General features: G+C 34.0%; 12 protein-coding genes. 2 read left to right on the forward strand and 10 right to left on the reverse strand.

Annotated elements, in window-relative coordinates; genetic code table 11:
* Nucleotides 1–705: 705 nt before the first annotated feature.
* Both AC1Q7L_RS14195 and AC1Q7L_RS14200 read left to right on the forward strand, forming a co-directional pair.
* Complete coding sequence (locus AC1Q7L_RS14195; protein ID WP_492307018.1) at nt 706–3,618, forward strand: SusC/RagA family TonB-linked outer membrane protein; 2,913 nt, start codon at nt 706–708, stop codon at nt 3,616–3,618.
* Nucleotides 3,619–3,629: 11 nt separating this feature from the next.
* Nucleotides 3,630–5,531, forward strand: a complete 1,902-nt coding sequence (locus tag AC1Q7L_RS14200) for a SusD/RagB family nutrient-binding outer membrane lipoprotein (RefSeq protein ID WP_492307017.1) — start codon at nt 3,630–3,632, stop codon at nt 5,529–5,531.
* A gap of 59 nt (nt 5,532–5,590) precedes the next feature.
* Here AC1Q7L_RS14200 and AC1Q7L_RS14205 read toward each other — a convergent pair whose 3' ends face one another.
* The 10 genes from AC1Q7L_RS14205 to AC1Q7L_RS14250 all read right to left on the reverse strand — a co-directional run bounded on the left by AC1Q7L_RS14205 (nt 5,591) and on the right by AC1Q7L_RS14250 (nt 20,807).
* A complete protein-coding gene (locus AC1Q7L_RS14205; RefSeq protein ID WP_492307016.1) occupies nt 5,591–6,115 on the reverse strand; it encodes a hypothetical protein in 525 nt (174 codons plus the stop codon).
* A gap of 11 nt (nt 6,116–6,126) precedes the next feature.
* Nucleotides 6,127–6,663, reverse strand: coding sequence for a hypothetical protein (locus AC1Q7L_RS14210; protein ID WP_492307015.1), 537 nt, complete (start codon nt 6,661–6,663; stop codon nt 6,127–6,129).
* Nucleotides 6,660–9,422, reverse strand: coding sequence for a COG1470 family protein (locus tag AC1Q7L_RS14215; RefSeq protein WP_492307014.1), 2,763 nt, complete (start codon nt 9,420–9,422; stop codon nt 6,660–6,662). The genes AC1Q7L_RS14210 and AC1Q7L_RS14215 overlap by 4 nt, the downstream gene beginning before the upstream one ends.
* Complete coding sequence (locus AC1Q7L_RS14220; protein WP_492307013.1) at nt 9,415–10,215, reverse strand: WxL protein host-binding domain-containing protein; 801 nt, start codon at nt 10,213–10,215, stop codon at nt 9,415–9,417. Before AC1Q7L_RS14220 ends, AC1Q7L_RS14215 begins: the two co-directional genes overlap by 8 nt.
* Before the next feature lie 98 nt (nt 10,216–10,313).
* Nucleotides 10,314–10,892, reverse strand: a complete 579-nt coding sequence (locus tag AC1Q7L_RS14225; RefSeq protein WP_410693752.1) for a hypothetical protein — start codon at nt 10,890–10,892, stop codon at nt 10,314–10,316.
* Between the two features lie 234 nt (nt 10,893–11,126).
* Nucleotides 11,127–13,475, reverse strand: coding sequence for a phosphocholine-specific phospholipase C (locus tag AC1Q7L_RS14230; RefSeq protein ID WP_492307012.1), 2,349 nt, complete (start codon nt 13,473–13,475; stop codon nt 11,127–11,129).
* Between the two features lie 82 nt (nt 13,476–13,557).
* Nucleotides 13,558–15,033 (reverse strand): SusD/RagB family nutrient-binding outer membrane lipoprotein, encoded by a 1,476-nt coding sequence (locus AC1Q7L_RS14235; RefSeq protein ID WP_492307011.1) that lies wholly within the window; start codon nt 15,031–15,033, stop codon nt 13,558–13,560.
* A 21-nt stretch (nt 15,034–15,054) separates the two neighbouring features.
* Nucleotides 15,055–18,195 (reverse strand): SusC/RagA family TonB-linked outer membrane protein, encoded by a 3,141-nt coding sequence (locus AC1Q7L_RS14240; protein ID WP_492307010.1) that lies wholly within the window; start codon nt 18,193–18,195, stop codon nt 15,055–15,057.
* Nucleotides 18,196–18,382: 187 nt separating this feature from the next.
* The gene (locus AC1Q7L_RS14245; protein ID WP_492307009.1) at nt 18,383–19,882 is read right to left on the reverse strand and encodes a BamA/TamA family outer membrane protein; all 1,500 of its coding nucleotides are present in this window, start codon (nt 19,880–19,882) and stop codon (nt 18,383–18,385) included.
* Nucleotides 19,883–20,006: 124 nt separating this feature from the next.
* The gene (locus tag AC1Q7L_RS14250) at nt 20,007–20,807 is read right to left on the reverse strand and encodes an SDR family oxidoreductase (RefSeq protein ID WP_492307008.1); all 801 of its coding nucleotides are present in this window, start codon (nt 20,805–20,807) and stop codon (nt 20,007–20,009) included.

A 20,807-nucleotide genomic window follows, 5' to 3' on the forward strand; every position in this document is an offset into this window, starting at 1 on the left:
CGAAAGCGGGAGAGTAGGTCGCCGCCAGTTTTTATTTAAAAGTCTCATACATTCATTTGTATGAGACTTTTTTTTTGTCCATATCCCAAATACAAAGAAATCATTGATCATTGATAAATTATCATTGATCAGTAATTTTGCTAGATGCTAGATGCTAGATGCTAGATGCTAGATGCTAGATGCTAGATGCTAGATGCTAGATGCTAGATGCTAGATGCATATTAAAGCCAATTTGTTATAAATTTAATAATCAAAGCGGGTTAAAACCCGCTCCTATTGATGAAATTATTATCTCAAATTTGTTCTATTATTTATGGTAGTATATTCTTGATGTGTCTTAAAAATCTATATTAAAATAGATAATTGAAATATTTTAATTGTTAATGTGCTAGAATAACAAATATTAATCTTTTCACAAAATTATCCTGTAATCCATTATCCACATACAGTTTTGGGTGAGACATTTTTATATTGTTTTACTGAATATTTCTCGATAAAACGTTTAACCTTCTGTAAACCTATTTTTTTATTATTCATTACCATTCCTATTCTTTTTAAAAATTTTCTTTTTTTGTTTTTAAAAATTCATTTTTATTAATGTAATTGTTGATTTTTGTTTTTGTTGCATTGAAAATTTGATATGATTTGTTTTAATATGTTAAAAAATATTAAAATATTATTATGTTTGTATCAAAGCACATCAATATGAAAAAAACAATATTTAAGGTTGGAATCCTCCAATCTACATTATTTTGTCTCAATGGACTTTATGCCCAAGAAAAAGATTCTCTTAAAACATCAAAAATTGATGAAGTCGTAGTTACTGCATACGGTATTAAAAAAGAGAAGAAAGCCTTAGGATATGTTTATCAGGATATTAAAGGCTCAACGATGGTTGATGCAAGAGAAAATAATGTTACAGATGCATTGGTAGGAAAAGTTACCGGTCTACAATTAGTAAAATCTAGTGCTGGGCCAGCCGCATCTTCTAAAATTATTTTAAGAGGTTTTAATTCTTTAACTGGCGATAATCAACCTCTCATCGTAGTTGATGGAACTCCAATGTCAAACTTTACGGGAGCAAATAACAATGATTTTTGGAACCCTACCATGGATATGGGTAATGGATTGAGTGATCTTAATCCAGAAGACATTGAGAATATTACCGTTTTGAAAGGTGGTGCAGCATCTGCTTTATATGGTTCAAGGGCAGGTAATGGAGTTATTATGATTACCACTAAAACAGGTAAGAAAAGTAAAGGAGCAGGAATAGTGTTTTCTAATACATTAAATGTACAAACTCTTTTCATGGTACCACAGGTTCAAAAACAATTTTCTCAGGGCAATGCTGGAAAGTATGTTATAGATGGAGGGTCTAGTTGGGGAGAGGAGATCAACGGACAAATCGTTGGAAACTGGGATGGAAAGAATATACCGTTACGTTCTTATGACAATTTTAAAACCTTTTTTAAACCAGGAATTACTAATAATAATACATTGACATTTCAACAGGCTATCGGTGAAAATACAACTCTATTTTCTTCCGTAGGTTATTTAAATGATAATGGAATGATTCCTGAGACGAAATATGAAAGACTTAATATCACTACCCGAGCTACCTCGAAATTTGGACGTAACAATAGATGGTTTACAGATATAAAAGTTCAATACATAAATTCATTTGCAAAGAACAGGCCTGTAGGAGGAGAAAATCCAAATAATTATTATGGTAATATACTCACATTGCCTACAACGGTAAATCTTGCAGATTTTCAAGAAGGAATGGATGTTTTGGGAGCAAAGCAATATTGGTATATAAAAGACGGAAATAACCCTTATTGGTCGGTTAATAACAGATTGAATCAGGATGTAAGAAATAGATTCTTTTTAAACGGAAATATAAGATATAGCTTTGCAGACTGGATTAATTTTGACCTGAAAGTTGGTTCTGATTTATACAATACAAAGGCAGAGCAAAAAGTTTATACAGGAGGAAATGTTGTAAATAGTTATTCTACATCATTTAATAAATCTGTAGAAAACAATTATATTGCTAGCTTAAATCTTAAAAAAGATAATTTATTTGGAAAATGGAGTGGAGCCGCTTCAGTTTTTGGACAGATAATGACTTATAATTACAATGATAGTTCAATTGGCGGTAGCCTTGCCGTTCCGAATTATTTTACTGTTACCAATATAGTAAATAGACAACCAGATGTTTCTGAAGCTAGAATTCGAAAACAAGTGAATTCTGCATTTGCTACTTTCGATATAAATTATGATAATTTTTGGTTTTTAGGTGCAACATATAGAAATGATTGGTCTTCTACTTTGAGTAAAGAGAATCGCTCTTTTTCTTACTATTCTGCAAATACTTCTTTAGTGGTTACAGATATGTTCAAAAAAATATGGGATAAAGAGCTTCTCGGAAGGTTTATAACTTTTGCTAAAATCAGAGCTTCTTATGCACAAACAGGTAATGGCTTAGGTTTTAATGAACTGTTAAATTATTTCAGGACAGAGCAATCAGTCTACCCAAATAATACAGCAAGTAATTTTAGTTCGATTTTATATAACTCTGCTGTTACTGCTGAAATTCTTAAAACATTTGAAACCGGAGTCAATCTCCGCTTCTATGATCGTATTGATTTAGATGTTAATTATTATAATACTCATGCTACAAATCAGTTGATCAATTTGCCAATGAATCCATTATCGGGTTATGTAGCAAGAAAAATAAATGCAGGAGATATTGGTAATAAAGGTATTGAGGTGATATTAAATGCAGACATTATACGTAAGCAGAATTTCCGTTGGAATCTTAATGTTAACTTCTCTAAAAATGAAAACAAAATTTATGAATTAACAGATGATATTAATATTTATAACATTATTGGATTTGATAAGATTGGAGTTGTAGCTTACACAGGACAACGGTATGGAGTGATTATAGGTACAAAATATGCTCGTGTGGAAGATTCTTCAAGCCCATATTTTGGACAGAAGATTCTTGATGGGCAAGGATTACCTACTTCAGATGGAAAGCAATATGTTTTAGGAGATCAGACACCAAGAGCTTTATTAGGTTTAACCAGCGGATTTACAATTAAAAATTTTGGATTCTCATTTCAGATTGATGGAAGATTCGGAGGGAATTTTTTTTCAGGAACAATGTTAGCTTTAAAGGGAGCAGGCCTTGCTAAAGAGACTGTTGTAGATGGAGGTAGAAATTCCTTTATAGTAGATGGGGTTGTTCCAAACGGAAATGGCGGATATACAGTAAATGGAACTGCTGTTACCCCACAGGATTATTGGACAGCAGTTTCGAGCAGAAGCAGTAATCTAGGAATTAATGAAGAAAATATTTATGATGCAACCAATGTAAGAATAAGAAATGTTCAATTAAGTTATAATTTTCCTAAAACATTATTTATAAATACGGCTTTTCAGAGTGCGAAAATTTCCTTTTCTATAAATAATTTATTGATGCTTTATAGTAAAGTAAAAGGTGTTGATCCTGAATCTGCATCTGCTGTAAATACTAATGCAACCGGATATGAATATCTTTCATTTCCAACGTCAAGAAACTTTGTATTTAATTTAACTGTCGGATTTTAAAAATTATTAAAATGAAAAAAATTAACATAAAAATTCTATTATTTTCTGTATTTGTACTAGTTTCAAGCAACAGTTGTGATCGATTTGAAGAAATGAACATAGATCCGAGTGCTGCAACTGTTGAACAGGTTTTGCCCGAATACTTTTTGGCATCTTCTATGCTAGGTGCTCAAATGAACCCGGAAGTTGCTGAAAGAACTTTTGTTATCTATTGGAAAAGTGCGGGGAGACAGCATTATCAAACATCTATTGCAGGAGGAAATTATGATGATGGATATACTTCCAACTATTGGGGATATATATCCAAATGGCTTAATGATGCTAACCTTGCAATTCGTACTGGTAGAGAAAAAAGCTTGAATGGTACCGGAGCAAATTATAATGATAACGTTATCCAAATATCCAGAATATGGAGAGCTTATCTAATGAGTGAATTATCAGATAATTTTGGATCTATTCCAATAGATGCTTTTCAGGGGGTAAATCCTGAGTTTAATAATCAGAAAGATGTGTATTACTTTATTTTATCAGAATTAAAAGATGCAGTCTCAAAAATAAACACTGGTATTACTGTAGGTGATGATGTAAAAAAAGAAGATATTGCCTATCAAATGGATTGGAATAAATGGGTGAAATATGGCAACTCTCTGAGAATGAGATTAGCAATGAGACTATCCGAAGTTGATCCTTCAAAAGCTAAAACAGAATTTGAAGATGCAGTATCTTCAAATAAATTTATATCTAATGCTGATGAAAATTTTGCTGTTGCAGAAAAAGATGGCTGGAATGATTTAACAGGAGTAATGTCCAGACCTTGGAATCAGCAAATAATCTCGGCTACACTCAATAATTTATATCTTGGTTTAGGAGGAGTACCATCACAAAATCAGTTATCAAGTGATTTACAGTCATACATTAAACCTGATGGATATATCGGTAAAAAGTTTACAAGTCAATATCCTCAAAAAACGAATGATCCTTCAACAGGTTATTTTTTAGATGGCTTACCTAATAAAATAGATCCAAGAGCATATAAAACTTTTTTTATTCCTGGAAATACAGCAAGTCCTATATTTCCACAAGGATATGCAGTTTCTGATGCAGCTATGATGAAAGATATGAGATACTCTGACGGATCAAAAGTTACAGTTAATACTAAATATACATGGAATGCTTATACAATTGGAAACTGGGGAACAGCCCTGTCATTAAATGATGTAAGAGGATCAGCCATTTATACGCCAAGTATAGGGCAGCAATATAGAAACAGTACAAACAAAAGAGTATTTTTTGGAAGTTGGGAAAGCTATCTTTTAATTGCTGAAGCCAATTTAAGAGGTTGGATTACACCTATGTCAGATGAAGCAGCGTATAATAAAGGCGTTCAGGAAAGTTTATCATATAATGGAGTTGGTCAATATTATTCTACTTATATTTCTTCGACAGATTATAATAGAGACGGTACATCTGCAAACTATTCTCATACAACAGAGCCGGGTGCATCACATTCTATGAATTATGTTGATGGTAAAACAGGTGTAGCAGGAACTGTTACAATTAATTATCCTTCAAATACAATTTATAAAGGTGGAAATATCAGAAATGATAAATTAACTAAGATTATTACTCAAAAATTTATTGCTAACACGCCATGGTTACCGCTTGAAACATGGAGTGATCAAAGAAGATTGGGCTTACCGTTCTTTGAAAACCCTGCAGTTGAAACCCCGTTACCAAATTTACCGAATTTAAATTCTTCCAATTTTATGACAAATTCAGTGAAAAATTTCCCGCAAAGATTGCCTTATCCTAGCAGTTTCAGAAACTCAGATCCCAACGGTTATACTAAAGCAGTACAATTGTTAGGAGGAACAGATGAAGTTCTTACTCCACTTTGGTGGGCAAAACATTAGAACCTACTAGTTTATTTTATTATATCCTCCTTTCAATGTTATTGAAGGGAGGTATTTTTTTAAAGAGCACTAATGGTAAAAACGACCCTGCTGTTATAAGTAGCTGCAGGAATGGTAACAGACACGCCACTCAACTGTAGCTGTATAGGAATATTGCTGTATGATCCAAGTGCTAAAACTGCAGCAATTCTGAACAATTCAACATCGGTCAGTGTAAGAGTTTGATAATTTGCACCTCCGGTAATCGTGCATAGAACACAAACTGTTGTTCCGTTTCCTGTTCTTCTCGCAGATAAAACCAGTGAATTATGCCATGTAGGATTAGCTTGATAATGTACAGAAACTTTTGCACTACCTAAAAGTATAGGAACACTCGCCGCTAACAGTACTTGATTGGCTGCACTTTGATAAGTCCCGCTATAATTGGTTCCGGCTTCAGTGATTGTAGTAATAGGGACTGCCCAACTTGTACCAGTTACTGTTAAAGTCTGAGCTTTATGATACTGACTAAATACCAAAAGAATAACAATATAAAAATATTTTGTCAGAGAAGATTTTTCGGAAAAATGGCTGTTAAACTTCATGATAATTAATTTTACTCAGTAATAGTATAAGTGATGACGACCGGAGTATTGGTGCGTGCCGATAAATTGGCATATGTATTTGGAACAAGGCTGATGGTGAGTTGATGACCATTATTTGCTCCGTTTCCTGTGAATGCTCCTCCAATTCCGGTGATGATGGTAACAGGTGTAGTAGTAAGGGTCACTTGTCCGGAAGAAGTTCCTAAAGTCCCACCACCAGCTCCGGAAGCGGTTCCCGCTTGTAATCTTATATTGACACCCGGAATGACTTGATTAACAGATGCGGTAACTCTTCTTGTAAGACCTGCCGGAGCAATTGCAGATGTATAATTGATCCATTTCGTAGTATTAACTGCCGGATTTACGACCGTTAATCCTGCTTCTGTTGGGGCAGTAAAATTTAATGTAAAATTTCCTGTTGGTTCTATATCTAATAAAGTTACGACAGGTAATGTTATAGAAACAGCACTATTTCCAGTGGTTTGTGAAAATAGTATACTGGATATAGTTAAACAAAATGCTACTAATATGTCGGTGAAGAATCTCATTTTCTCTTTTTTATTTCATTATAACCAACTTTTATAGACTCTTGTTGATATTTTACTTCCGTTTGTTGCTTTACCACATTAATAATGAGATCTTTGGTTTCCGAAGGATTTAATGTAAAACTAAAAGTATCCATTGAAATTTTGTAGCGCTTATCCAAACCATTTCTGTATATTTTTACATTCCAAGTGCCGGGACGCAGATAGGTAAAATCAAAATTTTCTCCTAAAAAGCCTACTTTTCTATAAACTTGTTCACCATTAGAAGCTTCAATAATAATGCTCTCTCTTTTCTTTTTTTCTTTATTAAATTGAAATTGAGCAAAACTCAACTGATTGTTTTCCGAAGATTCATTAAACTGAATATGACCTTGAATATTTGCAGCTGTCGTTACATTAAAATTAAAAACATTCTCTTTATTAGTTAATAACACTTGAGTAGGTAATGTAATATCAGCAATATCATTAATTTCTGTTGTTGAACGATCGATTTCGAGGAGATAATCTCCGGGAGTTACATTTTTAAAAATATAATTTCCATTTTTGTCCGTTACAGAGAGATGGCTGCCCATCATAAGTCTTATCCCGTCAATTTTTTTTGTTCCAAGATTACCGATGTTTCCAGATAAAGTAGTGTATTCTGCAATTTTTTGTACGGGAGCATTGAGACGCAATGTATAACGAAGTGAAAATATAAAATCTTTATTTCCTATTTGCCCACGTTGTAAAGCATATCTACCGGAAACATCAAATTCATGACCTTTAAAAAGCTGTTGGTGAAAAACAATTTCAAACAAATTTCGATCATTATAATATTCTTCAGGAAGGTAATTATTTTGATAGAAAATACTTAAAGAGGTATCGTCTGAAAATCTGCTTAGAATTCGGGCTCCATAATATATTTGTTTTTCATTTTGCATCTGATATCGGGATGTTATGGCATAACTTCCAAATACATTAAAAGAGGTTTTAAATTTTTCAAAAGCCAAATTAAGAGTATAAAAACTTGAATTTCCTGTAAAATCCGATAGATAATTATCCGTTTGACCAAATTGAGATTGCGCATTGATCTGGAAAATACCAATCTGCTGATCAACACTTACTCTGACGAATCTTTCATAATAATCAAATTGTCTGGGCTCCAAACGATCCTGGTATTTCTGATATCCATTATAAATCATCAAAGACCCTTTTTTTGAATATTTATAATTGATTCCATACTGAAGATAATTTCTATACGGAGCTGCTAGAAATAGAGTATCTCTTTTAAAATTTCTTGCATCCTGTACATAATTGGCGAATAGATTGAGCCTTTTTGAAATTTTGTATTGAAGATTTCCATTAATGGTACTGGTATTTGTAAAATAACCAGCAAATTGTGGACTAGACCTCATATACATTATATTTCCGTTGAATTTTTCAAAGCTTCCCAAAACCTGTATCATGTAGGCGTTTCCTTCCGTTCGGTCAGTTTTACTGTAAGCCACTTCACCAGAAACGTCAATATTTTTATTAAGTTTAAATTTTCCTGTTGCGTAGGGAAGTTGAGCATTAGAATCTAGTTTCAATCCATTAAGGCTAAATCCTACATCCTCAGTTCTTGGTATTTTGTATAAATAACCGGCTGTAATTTCAGATTCTTTATTAAGTTTAAAGGTTGAATAGACATTAAATTCATCTTTTACATCCCGGAAAAATCTCGGATGATTATAAAAACTTCCTATGCTGAATTTTTTAAAGTTATATCTAAATTCTGCACCTCGTCCGTACCTTGCAAATTCTGTAAGATAAGAGGAAGTATACGTTTTATCACCCAGATGAACGAAAAAGTTATCTCTTTTATAATTGATAAAATATTCTTCATATTGAGTAAAAGAATTAAACTCTACAGGATTTTTGGTTACAACATGAAATTCAATTTGTCCTTTATTTTCTTTGTCTAGGCTTCCTTTACCATAAATTTCGCCTTGAAAACCATCATGATAAATCCCTCTGTTTTCCATTCCAATGAAAGATAAAGATGCTGAAATAGGTAAACGATGGTAAATATCGTCTTCAGTAGGTTTAATGGAAATAATTTTGGTACTTGTATAAACTGTTTGAATTTCTTGTGGGTTATCAACAGAAGAAACTGAAAGATTTAAATTGAAATATTCATTTTTTCCTAAATCGGGACTTGTACTTTTGCTAACGGTAACAATTTTTGTTTCTCCGGGTTGTAGAAGAAGATGAGATCCTTTATCAACAACTGCATTTTTACTTTCGAGTAAAAGATTTTCGGTGATGTTTCCGCTATTTTTTAATAGAAAAGATGAGTTGATCGTTTCTCCGGCTTTTACAAATTCAGGAGAGTTGATCGCTGTTACGGAAAGTTTTTTGTTTCCGGAAACGATTACCTGTAAAGATTTAATGATAGGGTTGCCATTATTTTTCTCTTTTCCATATAAAGTTACCGTATAATTTCCTTGTGGACATTCTGCAGCAATTCTTAAAGGAACAATATAAACAGAACTTTGTCCTGCCAAAACAGGATATTCACTTTTTGTGATAATAGGGACAATATACTGACCGGAAGTTTCTACTCGAAAATCATAAACCTTATTTTCTGAGGTCATGTTTTCTATGGTAAAGGAAATAGAAGTAGCCGTTCCCGGCAGTAGACTATCTTTTTTGCTGACAAATTCTTTAGGTTGTTGCTGAGAAAAAATATGTACTGGGAATGATAATAGAATGATAAAATAAAGTGTCCAATTTTTAATCATTTTTTACTTCTAGTTCCACATTCAGTGCGAATGCATTTTCGTCTTCATCGGTTGCTATGATGACGGCATTGTATTGATCAGGCGGTATTTTATCGAGATCAATATGATATGATTTCGATGTTGTTGGTAATAATCCCATTGCCTGACTAGAAAAAGCACCCATTTTTTGTCCTGTTTTACGATTGTATATTTCGATAGATGCTGTAGGTTTAGAATAAATATTTCCTTTATTGGCTATTGCAATTTTTACAATTTGTTTACCTTCTTCTTTTTCAATTTTTACGCTTTCAAATTTTAGATCGGGTTTTACTTTTTCAGAATCATAATCTGTAATTACCTGAATGGCATATCGGATGATAGAAGTTATATTAACTCCTTGCTTGCTATCACTTGGCTTTATATCTTCTACTGGTTCGATCATGATCACACTCCAATAACTGCCCGCTTTCGAAAGTTGTTTTGGAATGGTGATTTCATAGTATACCTCTGTTTTCTCTTTGCCTTTTAATGTGATAAAATTGGTATTAAGCTTGATCCAATCTGTGTTTGTTCTTTCATTCGTACGTGGATTGGTGTAGCCGATTGTTCCATCTGCCTGATACGTAAAATCCTGTAAAAATATTTTTACACTTTGCGGTTTGTTATCTGTATTTTCTAGGGCAATTTTTCCTTTATAAACTTGTCCGTTTTCTACTTTATAGTTGTGGGTAAGCCCATTTAAGACAACGATGCTGGCCTGTAAAAATGTAAACGGAATGAGCAGATAAACAAAAAAGAGAATGCGCTTTATCATTTTAAATGTAAAGTTTTATGGTTAATAGAAGGCAAAAGAAAGCTAAGAAGAAACTGATAAATCGATTTCTTCTTACTTATAATGGGATGTTTTCAGGCTTAATTGTCTGAAATCGTGTAAGTAACAGTAGCAACAGTAGTCGCAGTTGCCTGTAGATCTGCATAGGCTGCAATTCCACCAGGTCCGCTACCTGCGGCTAGGGCATACGTAAGATTATGACCATTGTTAGCTCCATTTCCGGTATAAGCACTTCCTATTCCTGAAACGATTGTCTGATCTACAGCACTTAATGTTAACTGTGCTGATGGAGTACCCAATGTTCCTGCACCTGCACCAGTAGCGGCGGCGGCTGTAACGTGAATATCTATTCCCGGAATAACTGCGTTGAGTTTTACGGTAACATTACGGGTAGGATCTGCAACAGATTTAATGGAAGAATAATTCAGCCAAAGCGTCGTATTGGAAGCATTTGCAGTAACTGGTTGTCCTGCTTCAGTAGGAGCTGTAAAGCCTAAAGTAATATTTTTAGTAGCTGCCGGTTCAATATCAACTAAAGCAACTTCTGGGATGCTAATAGTAATTGTATGATTGTCCGTGTTCGTGTCTTGTGCATTTAGGTTAGCAGACACAGCAAATGCGACTAGAGACATTGCAATTGAAAATTTAATTTTTTTCATGGTATTTAAAGTTTGGTAAAGTGAAGTTAAGAAAATTCAACAAAGTATGAAATATTTTTATAATATTTTTTATATGCTTATTTATTCACTATCAATATTTTGTTATTAATTTTTATTGTTTAATTTTTTGAAAAATTATTGAATAATTTGTATTTAATTTATGATCGTAATCAACCAACAAAAAAGTCTTACACAATTTGTATAAGACTTTATGATATTGAATACTGTTTTAAATTATGCCCAATGCGGATCTGAAATGGAAGTTTTTCCTGTTTCAATTCTTCCTGCAAAATGCCAGATGTTATTATCCAAATTCACCTTCAGATCGTACCAGCCTTTGGTTTTATCTAAATTGATACTTATTTTTTCTATCATACCTAATAAGATTTGAGTTTTCTTCTTTTCATAAAGATTTTCTAAATCTATAGTGGTACCTATGCTTTCTTTTTTATTCTTTTCAATAACTAATACAACCTCATTTTTAGCAGGATTATTAATCAACGAAATTTTTAGTTTAGGGTCGTTTTCTCCTTTAAATTTTCTGTAAAAGCCATTCGGTCCAAAAACTTCATGATCATATTTCTCGACATTCACATCATGCGATAATTCTTTTTTCGAATATAAAGCATAAGAAAAATGGAAATTATCATGATCAAATTGTGTTCTGTCATAGATCAACAAAGGAACTGCGGCTTCTTTTAAATTGGTCATTTTAATATTTCCTCTATCTAGATTTACATGATAATCATAGGGAAGAGCGTTGGAAGGTTTTGTTCCTTTCTCCTGAATGTCCAGTAAATTATCATTCAATTCGTTTTCAGAGTGCCATTTTAAATTCGGAACAGGTTTATTCTTTGCTGCGTTGATGGTCTTTGCATAATCTTTTTGATTTAAATAATCCATCTGCGGAGCTATCACATTAGACGAATTAAAAGCGGAAGTCAGATCTCCACAGATCGCTCTTCTCCAATCGCTAATGTTATCAACTGTAACATCTTTTTTATATTTTTTCTGAATGAATTTCTCTAAAAACTGCAGCACAGAAGTATGATCCGAAACTTCAGAATTTACAAAACCACCTTTAGTCCAAGGAGATGCAATAATCATTGGAACTCTGTATCCTAAACCAACCGTTCCTTCAATTCTCTCATGATCTTTCAATTTTTGAGTCAACATATATTCCTGATTTTTGCTGACATATTCTGCACCTTCTTTTCCATTCATATCAATAGGTTGGTTTGGATTCATCGGTGGAGCAAAAGGTAAAACGTGATCGAAATAACCATCATTTTCATCATAATTAATAATGAAAATTGTTTTTTTCCAAGTTTCCGGATCTTTGGTTAAAATATTTAAAACTTCAGAAATATACCACGCGCCGTACCACGGTGAACCGGGATGATCAGAGAAATGTTCGGGAGCTGCCAACCAAGAAACCAACGGCAATTTTTTCTCTTCAACATCTTTTCGGAACTGAAATAATACGTCACTTTTCGGTACAACCAATCGTTCACCATTTTCATCCTGTCCGATTTCCAGATCCCAATATTCAGTATCGTTTGCGTTGGTGGTGAAGGCTTTTTCGTGAAGATTTTTTTCGTACTGAGAAAGTTTAGCAAAATTTTCAGGCTTATATTTTTCGAGATCTTCATTAAGTTCGGCGATCATTCCTTCAAATCTTTCTTTTTGACTTGGATTTTTCTCAATTTCCTTTTTTAAATAAGAAATAATATTCGGAATATTTTTATAATATCCTTTTGAAAATTTTACATTAAAGTTGGAGAACCACTCAATCGGATTATCCGTAAAATTACTTAACCAAGCTTCTTGTTCACCCGACATTCCTTTCGGAAGACTGATCTCATTCTGATAAATTTTCCATGAAACATTGTTTTCCTCTAAAATTTCTGGAAAGCTTTTCCATCTTGCCTGTTTAGCTTTTTCGTAATCAATATTTTCATTAAAAACATTGGCTTTTGCTTTACCATTTTGCTGTTCTCTCAATGTTCCAGACCAATGGAAAAGACGATTTGGTGTAGTTCCTGTCAATGATGAACAGAAATATTGATCAAAAATCGTAAATGCATCAGCTAGTTGATAATAAAACGGTAAATCTTCACGATTATAATATCCCAACGTCAGCGGAATGTCTTTATAATCTTTGTTGCCCGACGATTTTGCCTGAAGCCATTGATCATATTTTCCTTTATTCAAGGCTTTTTGCTGATTGTCCCAAGAGTGGGGAAGGGAGCTCATCCAGGTAGCTTTTGTATTTCTAAGATCTAGACGTGCGGGAGAAGCATATTTTCCAGCATCACTTTTTTGAAAGAAAGCGGAATGTCCATCAGGTTTGATGAAAGTTCTTTTATCTAAAAAACCTCTCACTCCTTTCAAAGCTCCGAAAGCGTGATCAAAAGATCGGTTTTCCTGCATTAAAATCACAACATGTTCTGCATCATAAAAAGTAGACAGAGCAGCGGGTTCAATCGTTAAAGCTTTTAAAATGGCGGGATGCAAAACGCTTGATGTTCCCAATCCGGCTAATAAAAGACTCGATTTTTCTAAAAATTCTCTTCTGTTCATATTCAATCGTAATAAGAAAGAAACCACAAGATAATAGATTTTCCTGTGATTTCTTTTTTGATATTAAAAAATAGTTAGATTTTTACTGTAACCACCAAGGTTTAGAGTTGATGTTGTCATTTCCTCCATATTGTGATGTGAGCGCAGCTTTTAAATTTGTGCTATTATAGTTGTATTCAACCTGTGGATATCTGAACCTTAAAGGTGCTGAAACTCCTGTCTGCAAAGGATAATTTGGAAAACCTGTTCTCAGATAATCGTAATAAGACGTCCATTGGGATTGATGAAACATCGTCATGTATTTCTGAGTCATGATCTTCTCCAATTGAGTCTGCAACGGATCTGAATTATTATAAACAACTAAAGAAGTCGTTAAATATTGATTCACATCAAATCCTACGAAATATTGATTCGGATTTTTTACATAGGTTTGATAAAAATTAAAACTCGCTTTGATCGCGTTATCATAATGCGTTTTTGCTGATCCCGAAATCCATCCTCGTGCTGTTGCTTCTGCTAAAATAAATTCTAATTCTGAATAACTCAAAACCGATGAAGGCTCATTCGTAGCGTCTTTATAGAATCTATCATTTACTTTAGAAATATTTTTTGCTGTAACCAAAGCTGCATTATCAGAATAAGCTGAAGTTGGGTTTCCACCGTTGTATGCTGTAAAATCGGTGATTGCTTTTCCTGCTTCTTTCGCTCCTGTAGTCTGTGCTGCAAACGTAAACAAACGCGGATCTTGTCTGGCTTTAAACATGTTGATAAAATAATCCGCCATATACAAACTCGAACCGTAACCACTGTTGTTGAACATCGTGTATCTGCTGTCTGCTGCATCTGCGAATTTCAATTCTCCATTGTCAGAAATTGAAGTCATCAAAGTTTGAGTTCCTGCGATGGAAGCAAATTCTGTTGCAATGTTATATGTTCCTAATGTCGTTTTTTTAGACATCGTAATTAAGATTTTCAAACGGAAAGAATTGATCAGCTTTTTCCATTTGGTAGCATCTCCGTTGTAAATAATGTCACCTTCAATTTTATCGCTGGAATTAATAAGGTCGTTGGCTTCTTTTAATTCAGATAAAATTCCTGCCATCACCGTTTCCTGAGTGTCATATTTCGGTTGAGTGATACCAGATTCTCCCTTCAAAGCTTCAGAATAAGGAATGCTTCCGAATTTTAAACTTAAATTAAAGAAATAATAAGCTCTGTAAAATTTACCAATCGCCTGATAATTTTTATTGTTGATTTTTTCGGCTTCCTGCATCATTTTCGTGGTGTTCAAAAGCCCTGAAGTATACACGTCGAATGAAGCATCATTCCATTTCATGTATTGATAAGTGTTTTCTCCGTCCGTCCCGATCATCATTCTTGAAGCGTACATATTGTCACCGTTCACCTGAAAAGCAGATTTTGAAACGTATGTTAAGAGGAATTTAGGATCAATACTCGCCTGATCGTTTGGATTTTCATTGATCGTATCAAGATTGGTTTCGCAAGATGTCACTGCAAATAATCCTACGATAAATAATGATTTTATAATATTTTTCATGTTGATTGAAATGCTTTTTAATTAAAATTTAAGATTAAATCCAACTCCGAACCATCTGCTTGACGGATCCTGAATATCATTCCCTGTTTTGATCTGGAAATCAGGATCAGAGTATAAATTTTTAGATTTTTTCCACATTGCAAGGTTGTACGCAGAAATGTTGGCTGTGAAACCTTTTACCATCCCTTTTGGATTAAGCAAAGAAGAGAAATCATATTCCAGAACGACTGATCTCAATTTCACAAAAGTTCTGTCGAAAACGTTGGCAAATAATTCACTTTCATCCTCGGTTACTCTTGCTTGGTAAGGATAATTCTGTGCCCAATCCTGGAAACTGATAGCTTTTGTGTGTGGAGTATAAGTTCCTGTCGCAGCGTTATAATTTACCCCATCCGGAACGAAATAATACGTTCCCGGATTCGCATATTCCTGATCTCTGTACGCTGTAGAATTTGGATGTTTTCCACCCCACCACATTTTTTCGACCACCTGAGATCTCATCACACCGCCGATACTTCCGTCGATCCCAATGTTTAAAGTGAATTTTTTATATTTGAATGTGTTGTTGAAACCAAAGGTCCAATCCGGACCGAAATGGCCTAAGTTGGTTGGTGTATTTGCTCTTGTCGGCATCCCTGTTTCTGCATCTAAAATCACTTTCCCGTCCGGAGATTTTTGCCATGTGAGGTCATAGTAACTGTCCATTCTTTCGCCAAGTTTGATGTTGTTGTAATTCGGCATATCTCCATAAATGGAAGTTAGTTTTTGCTCGTATTTACTCCAGTTGATCAAAGATTTCCAAGTGAAATTGGCGGTTTTAATAGGAACTAATCCTAATGAAATTTCAACACCTTTTGTAGTATATTCATTTCCATTTACATATTGCGAAGTGAAACCTGATGACTGCGCACTCGGGAACTGAAGAATATTATTATAATCTAACGTTCTGAAATAGGTTGCGTCTAGTGTAATTCTGTTATTAAATAAACCTGCTGTTAAGCCTAATTCATAAGATTTCGTTTGTTCAGGTTTTAAAGAATTTTCGTAGTTTAAGGTTGTCGGATAATAATACGTAGGATTTCCGTTGTAAGTCACTCCGCTGTTATTCAGATAATAGTTTCTGATAGAGTAAGGCTGAAAATCATACGCTACTTTTGCCCATGAAGCCGATAATTTTAATAAATTAATAGATTCCGGCATTTTAACCAAATTCGAAATCACTGCACTTAGTGAAGCAGACGGATAGAAGTATGATCTGTTGGCTTTTGGCAGTGTAGAAGACCAGTCATTACGTCCTGAAATGTTGATGAAAAAAGCATTATACAAACCTACATCGATCGTAGAATAGACACTGTAAATTAATTTTTCCTTTAAATAATCGTAATATTTTACAGAACCTACGGAGTTATCTAATGTGTATTGTTCAGGAACTTTCAAGCCGTCTGTTGAAGCATTGTCAACATCATTTTTATAATAAAAAGTAGAACCTCCGGCATTGATAGTGAAATCAAAATTGTCTGAAATTTTCTTTTTATAAGTTGCTAAAACATCAGAGTTGAGGTTCCAGGTTTTGGTATCATTCAAAATATAACCCCCACTTCTCGGTGCGCTGTAATTGAAATAAGAATATGGACTTAAAATTTCCTGCTTATTATGATTCTCAACAATCGATATTTTTCCTTTTACTGAGAAATCTTGTGTGGCTTTATATTCTAAACCGGTCTGCGCATTGATAACATCAGTCCTGTTTTTATTTTTGTAATATTCGGCTCCGAACCACGGGTTGTTGTACCAAGCGTAGTTCCAGTTGGCTTGTGCAGTTCCTTCTTTTCCGGGAATCCACATGTGATTTTTAAGATCTCTTCCATCTACGTCACCACCCATCCAAATTAAAATGGTGTACATGTGACCACTTGGATTGTAGTCGTAATTCGGAATATTTGGGGTAAAGGTTTGATTGAAATTAAACTTTGTATCAAAGATCAATTTATCTCCCAAGTGATTTTCTGAAGAGAAATTAATTCCATAACGTTGTAAGTAAGCTTCCGGAACTCGGTCATCATAATTCATAAAGTTCCCGGAAAGTCTGTACGTATCTTTATTATTTTTATAGCTTACTGAAAAACTATTATTATTGATAACCGCAGGCTTTAAAAATGTAGAAAGATTATCGTGATATTCCCAATCAATAGGAACTCTTTCATATCTTGATTTATCGTTGTACTGCGTTCCCGTCACCGCTCCATACCAAGGAATTGTTTGTCCCGTTACCTTATCTCTGATCGGACTGTTCCATTGTGCAATTTTAGTTCCGGGAACGAATTTTGGTCCCCAGATCATATCTCCGTCATTCACACCGCCGTCTGCACCGTCCCAGAATTCATATTGTCCGTGAGAACCGTTTCCATATTCTGTCTGAGTTTTTGGAAGATTGGTAAATCCGCCTGTAACCATTGTATTTTGAGAAAATTCAACGGTGAAGCCTTTCTTTTTAGCACTTTTTGTAGTGATCAAAACAGCTCCGTACCTTCCTCGTGAACCGTATAATGCAGAAGCGGGAGCTCCTTTCAGAACATTGATATTTTCAATATTATTTGGATCTAAATTTTGAAAAACTTCTTTCTCAACGATTACTCCATCAATCACAAAAACCAGATTGGAATTTCCTCTTAACGTAAATTCCGGAGCCTGTTGCATTCCTGTTGGATTGGAAACATTCAATCCGGCAACCTGTCCTGAAAATAGATTTCCAATGCTTGGTGTTGTAATAGATTCAAATTGTTTTGTTCCGACTTCCTGAGTGGAGTAACCAATTTTTTCTTTCTTTTTTGCAATACCCAAAGCGGTAATTACAACACCTTCGATTTGTTTTTCACTTACCTTTTTTAAGACAACTGAATAATTTCTTTTAGAAGAAACCTCAATGGAATAACTAGAAAACTCCGGAGAATAAAATTCAAGAATATCTTTTGGGTTGGCTGTGATGGTAAAATTACCGTTTTGATCGGAGGTTACCGATTTTCCTGAGTTTTTGTCAGTGATATTTACACCAGAGATCGTAGAACCATTTTCGGATTTTACATTTCCTGAAATGTTGATCTCTTGGGCGGTTAAATAGAGGGGGAGTAAAAAAATCGCAAAAGTAGCTAAAGTCTTCTTCATTTTTTTGAGAGCAAATTTAGCGGTGCATTGTTACTTAAATCTTAATCCTGCATTACGATAAAAATACGATTTCAATAAGAGACAATAGAAAAATTAACGAAAGGATAAAGCGAAAAAAGCTGTTTATATCAGAGTTTTTGCTTTATTTTAAATAGTATTATTAATAGGTTAAAGGATATTTTTAATCTTAGAATCTACTCAAAATTCCCCAGTGGATTTTTATATCATTAAACTTAAACGGATTTCCAAATTCGTTACCATTCGACAACTGGAAACTCATCAATCCAATCGGAATGAAGAAATTGAAACCGAGCCCGACACTGTAGAGCTTCGGTTTGACATTTAAGGATTTATTATTGAGCTGGCCGTACTGCCCGAAGACATCGAAAAATGCCTGATTTCCAATTAAATAACGATATTCTAAACTTCCGTAATAATAGAAATCAGCGGCGAGGGAATTTTCATTGAATCCCCGCATGGAATTCCAGCCTCCAAAACGATACAACTCGTTGGCGGAGAACTCAACTTTTGAGTCCATCATGGCTCCTTCTGCCTTTATATTCAGAAAATGATTTCCGTTGATATTATAATTATGTTCCCCAAAAAAGTAGAATTGATTTTGTGGAGCTTTAATATTGTCTTTCGTGTAAGTTGTTGTCAGATAATCATATCCGGCACTGATTTTAGTTTTATAAAGGAAAAGATCAACATCAGTAGGTTCCACCATTTCAAACCAGATCCCGATTCCTTTTTTGTTGTAATCTTTCCCCTGAACATATAAAGTATCGATAATACTCGAGCTCTCAAAAGTTCCTCTAAGACCGATTTTATTTCGGTTGTTTATGTGATAATAGAAAGCGGGAAGTGCCTTCACATTGGCAAAAGTAGAATCTTGTCTGAAGATATTCACCTTCATATTTAAACCTACATTAGAATTGAAAAGATAAGGAATGTCGGTTTGTAAATCGAAGTTTTGCCCTTTGTCGGGGTTTCTTTGCCAGTATAAATTAACGGTTTCAAAACCGTTGAACATGTTTTTAAAATTGACATTCAGGGTTCCGTTTAGCGTAAATTTATCTGTTTTATCATTTCCAAAACCAATAACTCCGTCAAAAGTGTTGGTTTTTTTCTTTTCCATGAATAGATAAATCTGGGTAGAATCTTTCGTAAATAAGGTCTGCGGTTGCCGTTCTAAGCTAAGAAATGGATGTCCCTGAAACGTTTTATTAATCGCCAAAAGATTTTTATCATCGTACGTTTTACCCTTGAATTCTTTTTCAAGGTTTTTCATAAATCTTTTCGGAACTCTTACATAATTTTTTACGACAAAGCCATCGATGGTTCGTTTATCATTTTTATTAATGTCTAATTCTACAATCGGATAGCCGTTTTTCTGACCTTTATATTTAGATTTAATTCTGCTGAAAGAATAGCCGTCATCAATATATCTTTTGTTGAGAACCTTTTTAGTTGAATCTAAATTTTTAGTGAAAAAATCTTTCTGAATTTTTAATTTCTGCGTAATCGAATCTGAAAGATTGACATACGTTTCGTTGAAGTTTTTTCCTTTATTGTAAAATATTTCGGTGCTGTCGCCTTTTACTTTGACCTCTTTTAATTCAGTGAAAAAATAATTGTTTTGAGCAAGAGAATCCAGAAATTTTACCGCAGATACGGAATCTCTCACCTTTTTTTTGACTTTAGTTTCAGAATCGATTAGAAAATAGTGCTTCTTTTGCGCTTGTGTAAAAACGCAAAACAGGATAAAAAATATTTTTAGAAATAACTTCAAACTTTTTTTAAAACTGAAACTAGTCCAGTTTATTATATTTCTTCATTAAATTCTCATAAGTTCCCTGAGGAAGAATCCATTTTAACGGAACTCCTATTTTCTGCCCGAATTTACCAAAATAATAATGAGCTTTCCATTTATTTTTTCCTAAAAGATTTTCAACGTATTCTGCAACTTCCAAAGGTTCGGTTCCGTCGCCTACGTGAGAGTTCATTAGAGCATACACTTTGTCAAACACGTTTTGGTAAGGCTGAGAAACTTTTGTTTTCACTCTGTTTTCTGCAATATTGGTTTTTATATCACCCAAATGAAGCGAACAAACATTGACGTTCCAAGGATAAACTTCATATCTCATCGCTTCCGTTACTTTGTCCAAAGCAGATTTTGAAGCAGAATAAAATCCACGGAATGGTAGCCCCATTTCGCTTCCAATACTGGAAACATTGATGATTTGCCCGAATTTGTTTTCACGCATTTTCGGCATAACGGCAGTCATCATTTGAACAGCTCCGACAAGATTTAAATTAAATAATTTTAAAATATCTTCTTTTGTAGAATCTTCCACAGCGCCAACCATTCCCATTCCGGCATTGTTGATCAAAACGTCAATTCTTGTCTCAGTTTTCAATACTTCTGCAATCGCATTTTGAACGGCATCATTATCCGTAACATCGGTCGGAATTGATTTAAAATATTGACTTTCCGTATGTTTTCGGCTTAAACCGTAGACTTTATGACCTTTTTTTCCAAAATATTCGGCTAAAACGAAACCGATTCCTGATGAGGTTCCTGTGATGATTATAGTTTTTAAGTTATTCAT

The organism is Chryseobacterium sp. GW823-FHT05E08, assembly GCF_058795655.1.